Source organism: Pirellulimonas nuda, assembly GCF_007750855.1.
GTDB classification, from domain to species: Bacteria; Planctomycetota; Planctomycetia; order Pirellulales; family Lacipirellulaceae; genus Pirellulimonas; species Pirellulimonas nuda.
Window position 1 is genome coordinate 4758682 of record NZ_CP036291.1, and the last position, 15940, is coordinate 4774621.

Annotated in this window: 12 protein-coding genes; 7 read left to right on the forward strand and 5 right to left on the reverse strand. The window is 67.5% G+C overall.

Annotation, left to right across the window (positions count from 1 at the left end; genetic code table 11):
• Positions 1 to 68: 68 nt before the first annotated feature.
• From Pla175_RS18550 to Pla175_RS18570, 5 genes are all read right to left on the reverse strand, one after another.
• Positions 69 to 1715 (reverse strand): MFS transporter, encoded by a 1647-nt coding sequence (locus tag Pla175_RS18550; protein ID WP_145288687.1) that lies wholly within the window; start codon positions 1713 to 1715, stop codon positions 69 to 71.
• Positions 1716 to 1746: 31 nt separating this feature from the next.
• The gene (glsA, locus tag Pla175_RS18555) at positions 1747 to 2751 is read right to left on the reverse strand and encodes a glutaminase A (RefSeq protein ID WP_145288690.1); all 1005 of its coding nucleotides are present in this window, start codon (positions 2749 to 2751) and stop codon (positions 1747 to 1749) included.
• Positions 2752 to 2771: 20 nt separating this feature from the next.
• Positions 2772 to 3977, reverse strand: a complete 1206-nt coding sequence (locus Pla175_RS18560) for a M20/M25/M40 family metallo-hydrolase (RefSeq protein ID WP_145288693.1) — start codon at positions 3975 to 3977, stop codon at positions 2772 to 2774.
• A gap of 200 nt (positions 3978 to 4177) precedes the next feature.
• Positions 4178 to 5719 (reverse strand): AbgT family transporter, encoded by a 1542-nt coding sequence (locus Pla175_RS18565; RefSeq protein ID WP_145288696.1) that lies wholly within the window; start codon positions 5717 to 5719, stop codon positions 4178 to 4180.
• 38 nt (positions 5720 to 5757) lie between these two features.
• On the reverse strand, positions 5758 to 7581 hold the full coding sequence (locus Pla175_RS18570) for an SLC13 family permease (RefSeq protein ID WP_145288700.1): 1824 nt from the start codon (positions 7579 to 7581) through the stop codon (positions 5758 to 5760).
• A 354-nt stretch (positions 7582 to 7935) separates the two neighbouring features.
• Here Pla175_RS18570 and Pla175_RS18575 point away from each other — a divergent pair, with 354 nt between their 5' ends.
• From Pla175_RS18575 to meaB, 7 genes are all read left to right on the forward strand, one after another.
• The gene (locus Pla175_RS18575; protein WP_145288705.1) at positions 7936 to 8604 is read left to right on the forward strand and encodes a DUF502 domain-containing protein; all 669 of its coding nucleotides are present in this window, start codon (positions 7936 to 7938) and stop codon (positions 8602 to 8604) included.
• A gap of 41 nt (positions 8605 to 8645) precedes the next feature.
• Positions 8646 to 9230: a DUF3611 family protein gene (locus Pla175_RS18580; RefSeq protein ID WP_145288708.1), complete on the forward strand. Its 585-nt coding sequence runs from the start codon at positions 8646 to 8648 to the stop codon at positions 9228 to 9230.
• 212 nt (positions 9231 to 9442) lie between these two features.
• Positions 9443 to 9985, forward strand: coding sequence for a PAS domain-containing protein (locus tag Pla175_RS18585; RefSeq protein WP_145288711.1), 543 nt, complete (start codon positions 9443 to 9445; stop codon positions 9983 to 9985).
• A gap of 142 nt (positions 9986 to 10127) precedes the next feature.
• Positions 10128 to 10553 (forward strand): methylmalonyl-CoA epimerase, encoded by a 426-nt coding sequence (mce, locus tag Pla175_RS18590; RefSeq protein WP_197526974.1) that lies wholly within the window; start codon positions 10128 to 10130, stop codon positions 10551 to 10553.
• A 91-nt stretch (positions 10554 to 10644) separates the two neighbouring features.
• Positions 10645 to 12657 (forward strand): methylmalonyl-CoA mutase family protein, encoded by a 2013-nt coding sequence (locus Pla175_RS18595; RefSeq protein ID WP_145288714.1) that lies wholly within the window; start codon positions 10645 to 10647, stop codon positions 12655 to 12657.
• Complete coding sequence (gene scpA, locus Pla175_RS18600) at positions 12654 to 14861, forward strand: methylmalonyl-CoA mutase (protein ID WP_145288717.1); 2208 nt, start codon at positions 12654 to 12656, stop codon at positions 14859 to 14861. The genes Pla175_RS18595 and scpA overlap by 4 nt, the downstream gene beginning before the upstream one ends.
• Positions 14858 to 15880, forward strand: a complete 1023-nt coding sequence (gene meaB, locus Pla175_RS18605) for a methylmalonyl Co-A mutase-associated GTPase MeaB (protein WP_145288720.1) — start codon at positions 14858 to 14860, stop codon at positions 15878 to 15880. Before scpA ends, meaB begins: the two co-directional genes overlap by 4 nt.
• Positions 15881 to 15940: the final 60 nt, after the last annotated feature.

Consider the following 15940-nt stretch of genomic DNA (forward strand, 5'->3'; position numbering starts at 1 on the left):
GCCCTGCGTCGCCCGTCCGCTTGCGAGCGTTGTATGCCGCCATCGGGCGTCGGGATAGGTTGCGCCGGCTACTTGCGCCGTTTGGGCCTGCGCGGCGCCGGCCCGCTCGGGATCTCGTGCGGCCGGTAGGCGGGGAGCCACCGGCAGGGGACGAGCGCCAAGAGCGCGATGCCCGAGAGCACCAGAAATCCGGTCTTGAGGGCCCGGGTGCGGGCCTCTTGGTTGATGCGGAGGGCCTCGCGGAGCTGCTCCCCGGTGGCCGCGAATCCGTTGAGCCGTTCTTCGAGCTGCGTGTCGCTCAGGAAGTTCAGGTTGGTCAGGTTCGCCTGGTCCTTGAGTTCTGCCGTCAGCACAGGATTGTCGTTCAGGCTGCCCACGATCACGGTGGTCAGCAGCCCGACCAGCATCGCGCCGACCAGCGAGGTGCCGACCGCCGCGGCCAGGTTCTGGGTGACGCCGCGGAGCGAGCCGACGTCGCTGGCGAGCTCTTTGGGCGATGCGGTGACCAGCACGTTGAACAGCAGCGTCACCAGCGCCCCCTGGCCCAGCCCCACCAGCACCAGCCCGGCGATCACCGGCGGGACGCTCCAGTCGTTGCGGATCACGAACGCCAGCCACGCGGTGCCGACCGCCACCAGCAGGAACGCCCCCGTGGCGATTTGGCGAGGAGAGAAACGCTTGTAGAGCCGCACGATCAAGATCGCGGTGAAAAACACCGTGAGCATGAAAGGCATCATGGCCATCGACGTCGCCAGGCTGGTCTGCCCCTGCACGATCTGGATGTACAGCGGCACCGAGAAGTTGACGGCGCCCTCGATGCCGACGATGCAAAATAGCGCCGCGACGGTCCCCCACTCCAGCGGAGAATCGACCACGTCGAGCGCCAACAGCGGCGTCTTCCCTCGCTTGGCTCGGCCGTGCGACCACCCGAAGAATCCGGCCAGCAGCACCACGCCCACGACGATCATCACAGGGGCGGGCGAGGCCCCGGCGACATCAAACGGCGCCCCGGACCCGGCCAGCAAGACGCCCCAGTTCCTCAGATTGTTGAAGCCGAACGTGATCATGATGACCGCACACGCAGAGAGCAGCACACCAAACAGATCGATGCCGACGGCCGGGTTCGCTTGGGAAGGTTTGAGCTTAAAACTCAGCAGCAGCAGGACCGCGGAGTGGACGATCAGCAGCCCAAACGCGTACCGCCAACTCAGCCACGTCGCCACGGAACCTACGATCACGAAGGCCAGCACCCCCGCGATGGCGCGGGCCGAGCCCAGCCAGCCGACCGCTTCGGCCTGCTGTTTGCCCCGGTAGTGGTCTGCGATCAGCACGACCAGCGTCGGCACCAACGCGGCGCCGGCCAGCCCCGCGAGCCCTTGTGCCGCGAGCATTATCTCTGCGGTGGGGCTGGCGACGATGGTGATCATCGCCACCAGGAACAGCGCCACCGCCATCTGGAAGAAGATCTTCGACCCGAACCGCTGGCTCAGCTTGGCGCCCAGCATGATGAAGCCCGAGACGCCCAATGAGTACAGCACCACCGCGGTGCCGATGGTGGTGGGCGGGGTCTGGAAGCTCTCCACCATCCCCCCCATCGACACCGGGATGGCCGCCACGTTGAACGACATCAGCATCTGCCCCATGGCGATGACGATCATCGGCAGCCACGAGGCGCGCGCTTCCTGGTCGATAACGGGCGTCTTTGTTTGGCTCATGGTTCGACGGGGATGGCGTTGGGGGAACTGGTTATGCTTCGGGCTGAGAAACGAACAGGTCCATGCCAAGCCCCTGGGACAGGTACCTGGTGGCCAGTTGGCCCTTCACGCTGTTGCCCGCTCTGTCGAGCGGCGGCGCGAACGTGGCGAGGCCTCCTTTTCCGGGAGACACCGTGGCGATTCCCCCGCCGATGCCGCTCTTGCCGGGGAGGCCGATCTCGTACAGCCAATCGCCGGAGGTCTCGTAAAGCCCGGCGGTCGCCATCACCGCCAACGCGTAGTGGCAGACCCCTGCGTCGACGACGCGCTGTTTCGTGGTCGGGTTCACGCCGCCATCGGCAAGCGTGGCGCTCATCGTTGCTAGGTCCTTGGCGGTGACGTTCAGGGCGCACTGCTTGGTGTACAGGTCGGTCGCCTCGGCCGGGTCCATGTAGATTCGGCCGAAGCTCTGCAGCATGCGGGAGATGGACTGGTTACGAAAGTTGGTCTCGCTGGCCGACTGGTACACCTCCTCGCACAGCGGCAGCTCCCTCCCGGCGAAGCGGGAGAGCCCCTCGTGGATGAACCGCCACTTGTCTTCCAGTGTTTTGCCCGGCACGAGGCTGGTGGTGGCGATGGCGCCGGCGTTGACCATCGGGTTGGTGCGGCCGTCGTCGCCCCGCTCGATCCCCTCGAGCGAGTTGAAGGCCCGCCCGGTGGCGTTCACGCCGATCTTCTCCCGCACCTCGGCGGGGCTGAGCGCCTCGCTCACTAGCGCCATCACGAACGGCTTCGAGACGCTCATGATGGTGAACTCGTGCTGCGAGTCCCCGATCTCGTACGTGTTGCCCGAGGTCCCCACCAGGCAGATGCCGAATAGGTCGGATGGCACGCGCGCCAGCGCCGGGTAGACCTGTGAGTTGTGACCCTCGGCGTTCGGCGTGAATTGTTTGTACGCCTCGGCAACCAGCGACTGGATAGATTCGTCGGCCGGCAGATGGCCGGTCGAAACGTAGGGCGCCGGTTCGGGCGCGCCGGTGAGCGTGGTTGTGGACATGCCTGTTCCTGCGTGCGTGCTTAGTCTTCGATCGTGGCGAACGCGATCGCCAGCCGGCATCCGTCGAAGAACTCGGGGAGGTTGACGTACTCGTGCACGGTATGGATCTCGTACTGACCGGCGCCGACCGTCACGGTCGGCACGCCGTGCCGGACGAGCCAGTTGGCGTCGAGGCCCCCGTTGGAGTGCTGCGTGGTGGGCGACATGCCCAGCGACACCGCCGCGCGCTTGGCGCGCTGTACCGCCGGCGAATCTTCTTCGAGGCGGAACGGCGGGTAGGAGGGTTTGGCTGTGAACGCGACTTCGGCTTGGTCGCCCGCGGAGTCCGTGACTTCTTCGCTCGCCTTGCGGAACGCGGCCTCGTACGCGGAAGCGATCTCGGCTGCGAAGGCCTCGTCGAAGCTGCGGGCTTCGCCGACGATGTGCACGAAGTCGGTGACGACGTTGGTCGCGTCGCCCGCGGCCTGGCCCGGCTTTCCCTCGAACACCCCGGGGTTGCTGGTGCCGTTGCCGCGGGGCTTCTGCACCTTGCCGAACCATCCTTCCCGATGGGTCTGGGTCAGACCGATCGCGGCGACCAGCGTCGAGGAGATCCCTTTCTCCGGCGCCACGCCGGCGTGGGCGGCCTTGCCCTTGATCTCGACCTGCCAGTTCACCTGCCCAACCGCGCCGATCACCAGGTCGGCAGGAACCCGGGCGTCGACGTTGCAACCCATCACGGCCCCATCCAGGTCGGCCGGGTTCAGCTCGCGGGCGCCGTGCAGGCCGCTTTCCTCGCGGACGGTGAACAACAGCGTGATCGGCGGATGGGGCAGGTTGTGCTTCAGGAGAGTCTCAACCATCGCTACCAGCACTGCGCAGCCTGTGCGGTTGTCGCCCCCCAACGCGGCGCCCACCGTGGCGTTGACGATGCGGTCTCCTTCGCGCTTCGGCTTGGCCCCGGCGCACAGCGGAACCGTGTCGAGGTGCGTCGAGAACAACAGCCGGGGGCCGGGCCGCGTGCCGGGGAGGGTGGCGATCAGGTTGCCGGTTTCAGTCGGCAGGGGGATGCGGGAGTGGGCGTCATCGAACTTGATTGCGGATTTCGCAACGCCCGCTGCGACCAGCGCGTCGGACACCTCCGCGGCGATCGCGGCTTCGTGGCCTGTGACGCCATCAACCGCCAGGAAACGCACCAACAGCGCCTCGGCAGCGGCTTCATCAAGCGGGTTGGATACGTGGCTCATGCTAAAGTCGCCTCAAGTAGCTGGCTTCAAGTAGCGGAACGTACAAACCTCGACGCTACGCATAGCAGCTGCCGATGGACGCGGATGAACGCCGATCAACAAGAAAGGAAGTTGATTCTTCATCTGCGTGAATCTGCGTCCATTGGCGGCTGCCATCCCTTCGCTCTTTCAGTGGCTCCGTGTTGAACCCAGCGGATCGACTAGAAGCCCCAAGGGAGCCCCAGCAGGTACCAGGCGGCGAACAGCGCGGTCCACAGGACGGACATCCCAATCGCGTAGGGAAGCAGCAGCGCGACGATGGTGCCGATGCCGGCGTTCTTGTCGTACCTCTGGGCGAAGCCCACCACGAGCGCAAAGTACGCGTTCAGCGGGGTGATGGAGTTCGTTGGGGAATCGCCGACCCGGTACGCGGACAGCACGGCCGCGGGGTCGACCCCCAGGGTCACCAGCAGCGGCACGAACACCGGGGCAAAGATGGCCCACTTGGCGATCGCCGGCGTGAACACCAGGTTGAGCGCCGTGACCACCACGATGAACCCCAGCAGCAGCCAGATCGGGCCGATGGAGGCGCGGGTGAGCGTGTCGGCCATTTCTACCGCCATGATGGTGGGGATGTTGCTGTAGTTGAAGTAGGCGATGAACTGGCTGATGACAAGGAACAGCAGGATGGTGCCCCCCAATCCAGAAACCGCCTTGGTCATCGCGCCAATGACGTCGGCAGACGACTTGATCGTCCCCGCGCCCCACCCGTACGCGGCGCCGCTCACCAGGAACACGAACATGATCGGCACGATCAGCCCGTTCATGAACGGCGAGTTGCCGATCAGCGCCCCTGTTTCCGGGTTGCGCAGCGGCGCCCCTTCGGGAAGCGACAACAGCCCGAAAACAACCAGCACCCCCAGCAGCCCCAGAGCGGCGTAGCGCAGCCCCCGCCACTCCTTGGCGCCAAGCGATGCCCCCTCGCTCTCTTCCGCCGCTGCGCCTTCGTACTTCCCGAGGCGGGGCGAGATGAGGCGGTCGGTAATCAGGGCGATCACGACGGTCAAGAACGGCACCGAGGCGATCGAGAACCACAGCCCGGCGGTGAGGTCGATCGATCGTGTGGGGTCGACCATGTGGATCGCGTCGTTGGTGATCTCGGTCAGCACCGCGTCGAGCGGCTTGATAAGCATGTTCACGTTAAAGGCGCCCGCCACCGCGGCGAACCCCAGCGCAATGCCGGCCAGGGGGTGCCGCCCCAGGCTCAGGTAGGCGGCGCCCGCCAGGGGGATCAGCACGACGTAGCCGGCGTCCGCCGCGATGCTCGACAGGATGCCCACCAGCGCCAGGATGTACGTAAGCGCCCACCCCGGCGACACGGCCACCAGCGTGCGGATCAGCGTGTTGATCAGCCCCGCCTCCTCCGCGACGCCGACCCCCACCATCGCCACCACCAGCAGCCCGATGGCAGAGAACCCCATCAGGTTCGGCACTAGCCCCGTGTACATATCGCGGACCCCGCTCGCCGACAGCAGGGTCCTGGCCGCGGTCGTGGCGGTCTCTAGCTCGTGGGTTTCTGGGTTGATCACCTGGTAGCTGACCGAGACCCCCGCCAGGTACAGCACGTGGGCGACCACCAGCACGATCGCGATCAGGATCAGGAAGATCAGAACCGGGTGGGGCACCTTGTTCCCGACACGCTCCACGAGGTCGAGCACTCGCTGCGTGATCGACTGGGAGGCAGGGTTTGATTCGGCGACCATATTGACCTGCTGCGCGCCTGGGGATGCCGTGGACGACGCTACGGCGAAAGCGGGAGTAGGACTGGAACCAGGAAGATGCTGGTGACGAGCACGATCAGAGTGAACGGAACGCCGATCTTCACGAAGTCGCCGAACGTATAGTTGCCCGGCCCGACCACCAGCGTGTTCACCGGCGAAGAAACCGGCGTCATAAACGCGGACGAAGCCGCCAGGGCCACGATCATGGCGAACGGGTAGGGAGAAAATCCAAGGTCCTTCGCCAGCGCAATGGCCACCGGCGCCATCAGCACCGCGGTGGCGGTGTTGGAGATGAACATCCCTAGGACGGCCGTCAGCGCAAAGAGCGTGCCCAGCACGAGGTAAATGCCCGCGTCGCCGACGAGGTACATCAGCCCGTCGGCCGCTAGCTCGACCCCACCGGTGCGGTCGAGCGCCAGCGAGAAGGGGAGCATGCCCACGATCAGGACGATTGTCTTCCAGTCGATCGCGCGGTAGGCGGTGTTCAGGTCGACGCAGCCAAGGGCGCCCATCAGCAGGCAGCCCATCAGCGCGGCCTGCACGTTGGGCACCACGCCGCTAATCATCAGTCCGACCACCAGCAACAAGCAGGCGACCGCCAGCCCCGCACGCCCGGAAACAGGCAGTACTTCGTCTTGTTCGGCTGGCAGATTGAACACCACGAAATCGCGGCGGTTGGACTGCAGGTCGCGGATGGTCGACCACGGCCCGGTCAGCAGCAGCGTGTCGCCGGCGTGGAGCTGCTGGTTCTCGAGCCCCCGGCTGAGCGACTCCGTGCCGCGCTTCAAGCCGATCACGATCAGCCCGTAGCGGTGCCGGAAGTCGGCGCCGACCAGCGTGTCGCCCACCAGCGTCGACGAGGCCGGCACCACCACTTCGGCCATGCCGATCTCTTGCAGTTGGTCGCTGAAGTACCCTCCGGTGATGGGGAGCGGCTCCAGCGTAAACTCTTGGCGGAAGGCCGACACGTTTGCGTTGGGCGCGAAAAGGTCGACAAACAGCACGTCGCCGACCCGCAGCTCGGTGTTGGCGTGCGGCTGCAGCAGCTTCTTCGCGCGCTCGATCGCCACCAGGCTGGCGCCCGACGTATCGCGGAGCCGGGCCTCGGCCACGGTGAGCCCCACGAGGCTCGACCCCTCGCCGATGCGCAGGCGGTGCTCGCGGGCGGAAAGGTCGTACTCCTTGATCCACTCGGTCAGGCTCGGCCGCCCCCCCTGCCCCGAGCGGGCGCCGTCGCCCGCGGGGAGCCAGCGTTGGGCAAACAGCATGTAGACCATCCCCAGCACCAAGATCACCAGGCCGAACGGCGTGAAGCTGAAGAAGTGGAACCCGTCGAGACCGTGGCGGACCAGCTCGCTGTTCACCACCAGGTTGGGCGCCGTGGCGATCAGCGTCATCATGCCGCTGATGAGCGCCGCAAAGCTGATGGGCATCATCAGCTTGCTGGGCGCCGCGCCGGTGTTCTGGGCGATCCGCAGCCCTACGGGCACAAAGATCGCGGTCACGGCGGTCGAGCTCATCGTCGCCCCCAGCGCCGCCACCACCACCATCAGCAGCATCAGCAGCATCACGCTGCTGCTGCCCGCTCGCGCGAGCAGCCAGTCACCCAGGGACTGGGCGACCCCGGTGCGCACCAACCCGTCGCCGATCACAAACAGGGCGGCGATCAGCACGATGTTCGAGTCGCTGAAGCCCGCCAGGGCTTCGCTCATCGACAGCACCCCCGTGAACGGCAGCGCCGTGAGCATGATGAGCGCCACCGCGTCCATGCGGGGCTTGTTGATCGCAAACATCACGATCGCGACAGACAGCAGGCCGAGGACTACAGCAAGTTGGTCGTTCATAGGGTGGGCGCGGTCCGCGCCGGCGGCGCGCCGTCTCACTCGCGGACACCGCGACCCAACCTCAGCCGCTAGAGCCACAACGGTAGGCTCGTGCGTGAGAGATTGGAAACGGACGACTGGTTACGTGGTTCGCTCGTAGCGTAATCCGCAGCACTTCACATTGCTAGTACGCAGACGAGCCGGCGACAAAGCAGCGCGAGACCCGGACTCGACCGGCGCATCCATGGCTCCGGTGATTTCGATCCGGTGGGACCGGGGCCGCGAGTGTTGTGTGGCGTCGGCGTCCTGCTCTACAATCCTCCGCGGTCGACGTATCGGCGCGGCCCCCCAATTCCTATCGGCAGAGAACCACCCATGTCCGGCCCGGTAGAACGTTTGAGCTTCTTGCAGCGGCTGACGCGCACCTGCGTGACAGGGATGCTGGGGATCTTGCCGCTGGCGCTCACCGCCGCCGTGCTGCTGTGGGTGGTGGTGTTCCTGCACGACCTAGTGGGTCCCGCCAGCAACTTCGGCAGGATGCTGCAATCGGCCGGCATGAACCTCTCCGCGTGTGAAACCACCGCCTACGCGATCGGCCTACTAGGGGCCGTGCTGCTGGTGTACTGCGTGGGGCTGGTGGTCGAGCACGGCCCCGGCAGGAGGCTGCAGGCCGCGGTGGACGGCGCCTTGCAGCGCGTGCCGGTGGTGAACACCGTATACGACGCCTCGAAGAACCTCACCAGCATGTTCGACCGCCGGCAGGACTCCCTCGAAGGGATGACCCCGGTGATGTGCTACTTCGGAGACGACCACACCGCGGGCACCCCCGCGTTGATGCCCACCCAGAAGCTGGTCCACATGAACGGCGCCGACTACCGCGTGGTGATCATCCCGTCGGCGCCGGTCCCCTTCGGCGGCGCGCTGCTGTGCGTCAAGGCCGAGTGGGTCAAGCCGGCCGCTTGCAGCATTGACGAGCTGCTAGGGATCTACATGTCGATGGGCATGAGCGCCCCCGCCCATCTAAACGAACACGCGCCAGCTTAGTCCAGAACCCCGGCGCCCGCCCCCTTACAGGAATCCTCCGCATGCCTACCCCTACTCTGGAATCGGTCGCCGGTTCATTTAGACGCTTGGGCTGGACCGGCGTGGTCGTGCAGTTGGCGCTGGCCGTCGTGCCAGTGGCCACACTCTGCTACTTCCTGTTTGGCAAAGTAACCGGGGTCCGGGCAGAGCCGGGCGTTACCGACGTGCTCGCGATCGGCGGGCTGCTGATCCTGCTCTTTACCACCTTTTGGTCGTACCGCTACGCGTCGATGGGTCGCCGGATGCTCGACCCCGAGCGCCGCCCGCCCCTCAAGAAGGTCAAACGCGTGCTGTGGACCGGCCTGTGGGCCGGGGTGCTGGGGATCGTCGCATCGATGCTGCTGCTCATCGTTGGCGCCGCGCGGCTGCTCTACCTGTTCATGAAGGCGCCCCAGGGGGGAGTCCCCGTGATCCAGACCGCGGCGAGCGACCGCAGCTACTGGGTCTCCTCCATGGACATCGTGAGCCTGCTGGCGGAGCTGTGCATGCTGGCCGGCGAGTTGCTGGTCGTCGGCTTCACGCTCTGGCTGCTCTACCGGGTCTCGCTTGCCGCCAGCCCGTACGGCGGCGCCGACGCGGCCAACTGAGAATGAACGGTTCTCCCCGGCGGCGCGTGCTTGCCTCGCTCTCCCCCGCCGGTTGATGCGGGAGGGCGGTGGGGCCGGGATGTTCCCCTTGCAAGTGATGAAGCCCCGGCCGACCGACAGCGACTCTTCTTGCAACCAGCGGCGCAATCGTGATAATCTTCCTGAAGATTGTCCCTCGCCGCTGCGAGGCCTTAATTGTCCAAGGAGACGCGATGCCCATCGGACCCGATCTGCGCAGGCGTGCAGAAGCGTTGCTCCGGGCCGAGCCTCCCGCGTTCGCAAAACTACCATGCGTCGACGTCCAGCGTCTGGTCCACGAGCTTGAGGTCCATCAGGCGGAACTGGAGCTGCAGAACCAACAACTGCTGGAGGCCCAGCGGGCGATGGTCAAGTCCCGTGACCGCTTCCAAGAACTGTACGACTTCGCCCCCTTCTGCTACTTCACGCTCGCCCCCGACGGCGTCGTGACGCAGGCGAACCTCATGTTCGCAGAACTCGTGGGCAGCGAGCCCTCTACGCTGGTCGGCAGCAGGATGTCGGACTTCATCCAGTCCGCTTACCAAGACGACTGGCGCGTCTACCGCGAGGGCATCATCCACGATGGCCCCTTCAACGAGCCCTGCAATGTCGTCGTCCGCGGCGCCCAGGGCGACGTCTTCATGCGTCTCGATTGCCACGTGGTGCGCAGCGGCGACGACGAGGTCGAAGAGATCCTCTGCTCGCTCGTCCAGCAGCAGCTTAGCAGGCGTTTCTAGTCCGCACGGCTGACGCCGTCCCCGGGTCTAGGGGGGGGCGTCAATATGTCATAGCGGCGCGGCGGCGGCAGGCATATAATGGCCTCAGACAGCGCCGTTATCCCCCTGTTCACGTGCGGATACGCGTGTTGCGAGGTGCAAATTGAATACCACGAAGCGGGTGCAGTCGCTCAACCACGTCGGCATCGCGGTGCGGAGCATCGAAGCCCAGTCGCACTACTACTCCCAGGTGCTGGGCGCCGAGTACGAGGGCGCCGAAGAAGTGCCGAGCCAGCACGTGCGGGTCGCGTTCTACCGCGTCGGCGACGTGCGGCTCGAGCTGCTCGAGCCGCTGGGCGACTCGGGCCCCATCGCCAAGTTCATCGCGACGCGCGGCGAGGGGCTGCACCACGTCGCATTCGGGGTGACCGACCTGAAGCAGCGGATCAGCGAGCTGCAGCAGGCGGGGATCACGATGATCGACCAGCAGCCCCGCACCGGTTCGCACCACATGCAGATCGCCTTCCTCCACCCCAAGAGCACCCACGGCGTGCTGACCGAACTATGCGAGCCGGCAGCAGACGCGTAGGCGCCCGGTTGGCGCCCCGCGACCGTGCTAAACCAGCCGCGCCGCCCCCCGACGCTCCTGCGTTGACCAACCGCTTCCACCGCGAAGCCCGATGACACAACCCCTGCCAGACCGGTTCTCGATCCGCGACGATTTCCCCGCCGCCGGGTACGACGCGTGGCGCCGGCTGGTCGAAGAGGGGTTGCACGGCGAGTCGTTCGCCAAGCGGCTGACCCCCGTCGCCTACGAGGGGTTCCCGCTCGAGCCGCTGTACGCCCTCGACCACGCGGCGCCCGCCAGACCCGCCGCCTGTGGCAGCGGCCGGCGGGGGGTCGAGCTGCGGCAGTCCTACGCCTGTCCCGATCCCGCAGAAGCAAACCGACAGATCCTTGACGACCTAGCGGGGGGAGTCGACTCGATCGAGCTAGAGCTAGACGCGGGGCTCGGGGGTCACGCAGCGGACGCCGTTCAGCGGGGCGTCCGGGCGGCCCGCGCAGAAGATTGGGACTTGTTGCTCGGCGGCGTGCCGATCGATCGTACCGGCGTCGCGCTACGCGCGGGCGAGGCGTTCGCGCCGGCGGCCGCGATGTTCCTCGCGTCTTGCCGCCGGCGGAACGTGCCGCTGGCCGAGCTGCGGGCGTCGTTCCAGGCCGACCCGCTGGGCGTGCTGGCCGAGCGGGGCGGGCTGCCGCTCCGAACAAACTCCATGCTAGCGCAGATGGGAGAACTCGCCGCCTGGACCTGCAAGCACGCGCCCCGTTCGCGGGCGGTGGCGGTAAACACCGCGGTCTACCACCGCGCCGGGGCAACCGCCGTGCAGGACCTGGCGTTGCTGCTCGCCACTGGGGTGAGCTACCTGCGGACCCTCACCGCGCACGGCCTGTCCGTCGACGACGCCGCGCGACAGATCGCGTTCGCGGTCGAGCTGGGCACGCACCACTTCAAAGCCATCGCCAAGCTGCGCGCGGCGCGTAGGCTGTGGCGGCGCGTGATCGAGGCGTCGGGGGGCTCGTATCAACATTGCACGATGTTGCTCCAAGCCCGCGCCGGCAGGCGCGTGCAGACTCGGCTCGACCCGCAGGTCAACATGCTGCGTGGCGCGGTGGCGTTGTACGCGGGCATGCTCGGGGGCGCCGACATTGTTACGTCGGTCCCGTTCGACAGCGAGCTGGGGGCGACCGACACGCTCAGCCGCCGCGTGGCGCGGAACACCGCGCACGTGCTGCAAGACGAGTCTCACCTGGCGCGGGTCGCCGACCCCGCGGGGGGGAGCTGGTTCCTCGAGACGCTCACCCAGCAGCTTGCCGACGCCGCCTGGGGATTGTTCCAGCAGATCGAACGTTTTGGGGGGATGCAGGGGGTGCTCGAGTCGGGCTGGATCGCCCAGCAGCTTCAGGCGATCAGCAAGCACCGGATGCGCGACGTCCATACCCGCAAGCAGCCGATCGTGGGGGTCAGCGAGTTTCCGGAGCCGACCGTGTCCGATACGGCCGCTCGGCAGCATCCGCTGCCGTCGCCGGCGCCACCCGAGTTCGCAGCTTCGTCCGAGGCCGACATCTCCTTGGAACGCGCGGTGCAACTTGCCGATGAAGGCGCGAACCTCGCCCAGATCGCCAGCCGCCTCGGCTTCGGCCCCTCGACGACGTGCGTCGCTCCGATCGAGCCGATGCGTCTAGCGGAACCCTTTGAGGCGATCCGCGACGTCGTCGACACGTGGGCGGCAGAGCATGGCCACCGGCCAAAGGCGCAAGTCCTGGCCGTCGGGCCCCGGGGGCCCATCGCGCCGCGCGTCGCCTTCGCCGAAGGGTTGATCCAGGTTGGCGGGTTCGAGGTTGACGTGAGCCAGACGCTCGACTCGGCCGACGACGCCGCGGCGGCGTTCGCCGCCAGCGGGGCGAGCATCGCCGTGCTGTGCGGCGCCGACGCGCTCTACCCAGCGCTTGTGCCCCAACTCGCGCCGCGGCTCAAGCAGGCCGGCGCCCGCTCGGTCGTGCTGGCGGGCAACCCGGGCGACCACGAGGCCGACTGGCGCGAAGCCGGCGTCGACTCGTTCATCTACGTCCGCTGCGACGTGCCCGAGGCGCTGCGAGACCTGATGCGCCGCGAGGGGGTGCTCGAGCCATGAACGCTATCCCCAACTTCTCCGACATCCCCTGGCGCGACCCACAAGGATCGTCACCGGGCGGCCCTCACGACGATGGCGGCAACGACGTAGATAGCGATGCCCTCTGGCTGTGCCCCGAGCAGATCCCCATCAAGCCCGCCTACGGCGCCGGCGATCTCGCGGGGCTCGACCACTTGGAAACGATGCCCGGGATGGCGCCGTTCCTGCGCGGCCCCTACCCCACGATGTACGTCCAGCGGCCCTGGACCATCCGCCAGTACGCAGGGTTCTCCACCGCCAAAGACTCCAACGCGTTCTACCGCCGGAACCTGGCCGCCGGGCAGATGGGGCTGAGCATCGCGTTCGACCTGCCGACGCACCGCGGCTACGACTCCGACCACCCACGCGTCACCGGCGACGTGGGCATGGCCGGCGTCGCGATCGACAGCATCTTCGACATGCGAGCGCTGTTCGACGGCATCCCCCTCGACAAGATGAGTGTGTCGATGACCATGAACGGCGCGGTGGCGCCGATCTTGGCGCTCTACATCGTAGCGGCCGAGGAGCAAGGGGTTGCGCCCGAGCAGCTCGCGGGGACCATCCAGAACGACATCCTCAAGGAGTTCATGGTCCGCAACACGTACATCTACCCGCCAGAGCCGAGCATGCGGATCGTGGCGGACATCTTTGCGTACACCAGCCGGCGGATGCCCAAGTTCAACAGCATCAGCATCAGCGGCTACCACATGCAAGAAGCGGGCGCCACCGCCGACCTGGAGCTGGCCTACACGCTGGCGGACGGGCTGGAGTACGTCCGCACCGGCATCCGCGCGGGGCTCGACATCGACGCCTTCTGCCCCCGGCTGTCATTCTTCTGGGGGATCGGCATGAACTACTTCATGGAGGTCGCCAAGCTGCGTGCGGCCCGCATGATGTGGGCCGGGCTGATCCAGCGGTTCGGGCCCAAGAACCCCAAGAGCCTGGCGCTGCGCGCCCACAGCCAAACCAGCGGCTGGAGCCTCACGGCGCAAGACGTGTACAACAACGTCACGCGGACCGGCATCGAAGCGCTCGCCGCCACGCACGGCGGCACGCAGTCGCTGCACACCAACGCGCTAGACGAGGCGCTGGCGCTGCCGTCCGAAGCCACGGCGCGGATCGCGCGCAACACGCAGCTCTTCTTGCAGCACGAGACCGACACGTGCAGCGTGATCGACCCCTGGGGGGGAAGCTACTACGTTGAGCGGCTCACCCACGAGCTGGCCCAACGCGCCTGGGCTCACCTGCTGGAGATCGAACAGATGGGTGGGATGACCGCCGCCATCCAGGCCGGCACCCCCAAGCTGCGTATCGAGGAGGCCGCGGCCCGCACGCAGGCGTTGATCGATTCCGGGAAGCAGACGGTGATTGGCGTCAACAAGTTTCAGCCGACCGAGCCCGAGTCGATCCAGGTGCTGCACGTCGACAACTCGGCGGTCCGCGAGTCGCAGCTCGCGGGGCTGCGGCGGCTGCGCGCCCAGCGCGACCCTGGTGTGGTAGAACAGGCGCTCGCGGCGCTTACCGCGGGAGCGCGGGGCAGCGACAATCTTCTAGAGCTGTGCGTCGCCGCGGCCCGCGCTAAGGCCACGGTCGGCGAGATGAGCGACGCGCTGGAGCGGGCGTTCGGCCGGTACGACGCCCCCGTGCGGGCCGTGCGCGGGGTTTATGCAGCAGAAATGAAGAAGGACGCGCGCGTGCATCAAACCCAAGCCCTGGTTGAGCGGTTCGTGCAAGCCGAGGGGCGCCGCCCCCGCATCCTGGTGGCCAAGATGGGCCAAGACGGGCACGACCGCGGCCAGAAGGTGATCGCCACCGCGTTCGCCGACCTCGGCTTTGACGTGGACATCGGCCCGCTGTTCCGCACCCCCGCCGAGACCGCCAGCCACGCCATCGAGAACGACGTGCACATCATCGGCTTCAGCTCGCTGGCCGCGGGCCACCTGACGCTGGGGCCGGAGTTGCACGCCGAGCTTGCGCGTCGCGGACGCGACGACATCCTGCTAGTCATCGGCGGCGTGATCCCGCCCGAGGACTACCCGGCACTGCTCGACTCTGGCGTCGCGGCGGTGTTCGGCCCCGGCACCGTGCTGAGCGAGGCGGCCGACAAGCTGATCGGCCTGCTCGCCCAGCGGCTGGGTCACCACCTAGAAGCAGCGCCCGCCAGCAACACCAAGGGCGCCGAGTGACCGACCCCTCTCCAGCAAAGCGGCGGCCGCTGTCGCTTGATGAATACTTCGAAGGGGTCCGGGCCGGCGCCATAGCGACACTGGCACGCGCCATCACGCTGATCGAATCAACCAACCCCCAGCACGCCCAGCAAGCCGAAGCGCTGCTTACGCGGCTGATGCCGCACACCGGCGGCGCCGTCCGCGTGGGGATCACGGGCCCCCCCGGCGCGGGCAAGAGCACGTTCATCGAGGCGCTCGGTTTGCAACTTATTGCGGCCGGGCGCCGCGTCGCGGTGCTGGCCATCGACCCCTCGAGCAGCCTGTCGGGGGGGAGCATCCTGGGAGACAAGACACGCATGCCGCGCCTCGCGGCCGAGCCGGGCGCCTACATCCGCCCCACCGCCGCGGCGGGGACGCTCGGCGGCACGGCCCGGCGGACCCGCGAAAGCCTGCTGCTGTGCGAGGCGGCCGGCTACGACGTGGTGCTGGTTGAGACCGTCGGCGTGGGGCAGTCCGAGGCACTTGTCTCGCGGATGACCGACTGCGTGCTGGCGCTCGCCATGCCCGGGGCGGGGGACGACCTGCAGGCCATCAAGCGCGGGCTGCTAGAGGTGGTCGACATCGTCGCGGTGAACAAGGCGGACGGCGCCCTGCTGCCCGCGGCCGAAGTCACCGCGGGCCAGCTCCGCAACGCGCTCGCTTCTGGCGACGCCGAACACGACGCGCTCGGCGCCCGGGTGCTGCTGTGCAGCGCACTAGAGAACCGCGGCGTCGACGCCGTCTGGCAAGCGGTCGAGCAGCACTGCGCCCACGCAAAGCAGACCGGCGCCCTGCACGCCCGCCGCGCGGAGCAACTGCGGCACTGGCTGTGGGAACGCGTCGACGAGCGGCTGTGCGAGGCGCTGCACGCCCACCCGGCGGTACGCGCCCTCCGCACAGAGATCGAATCCGCGGTGACCGAAGGACGGCTGTCGGCGTCCGAGGCGGCCGGGCGGGTGCTGTTGGCTCTGGGGCTGGAGGATAGCGGGGCGAAATAGGGTTTGTGACGGTCGGGCGCCCTGCCCTCGCTTGCGCACGTGAGGCCACCGCCAGAGGGA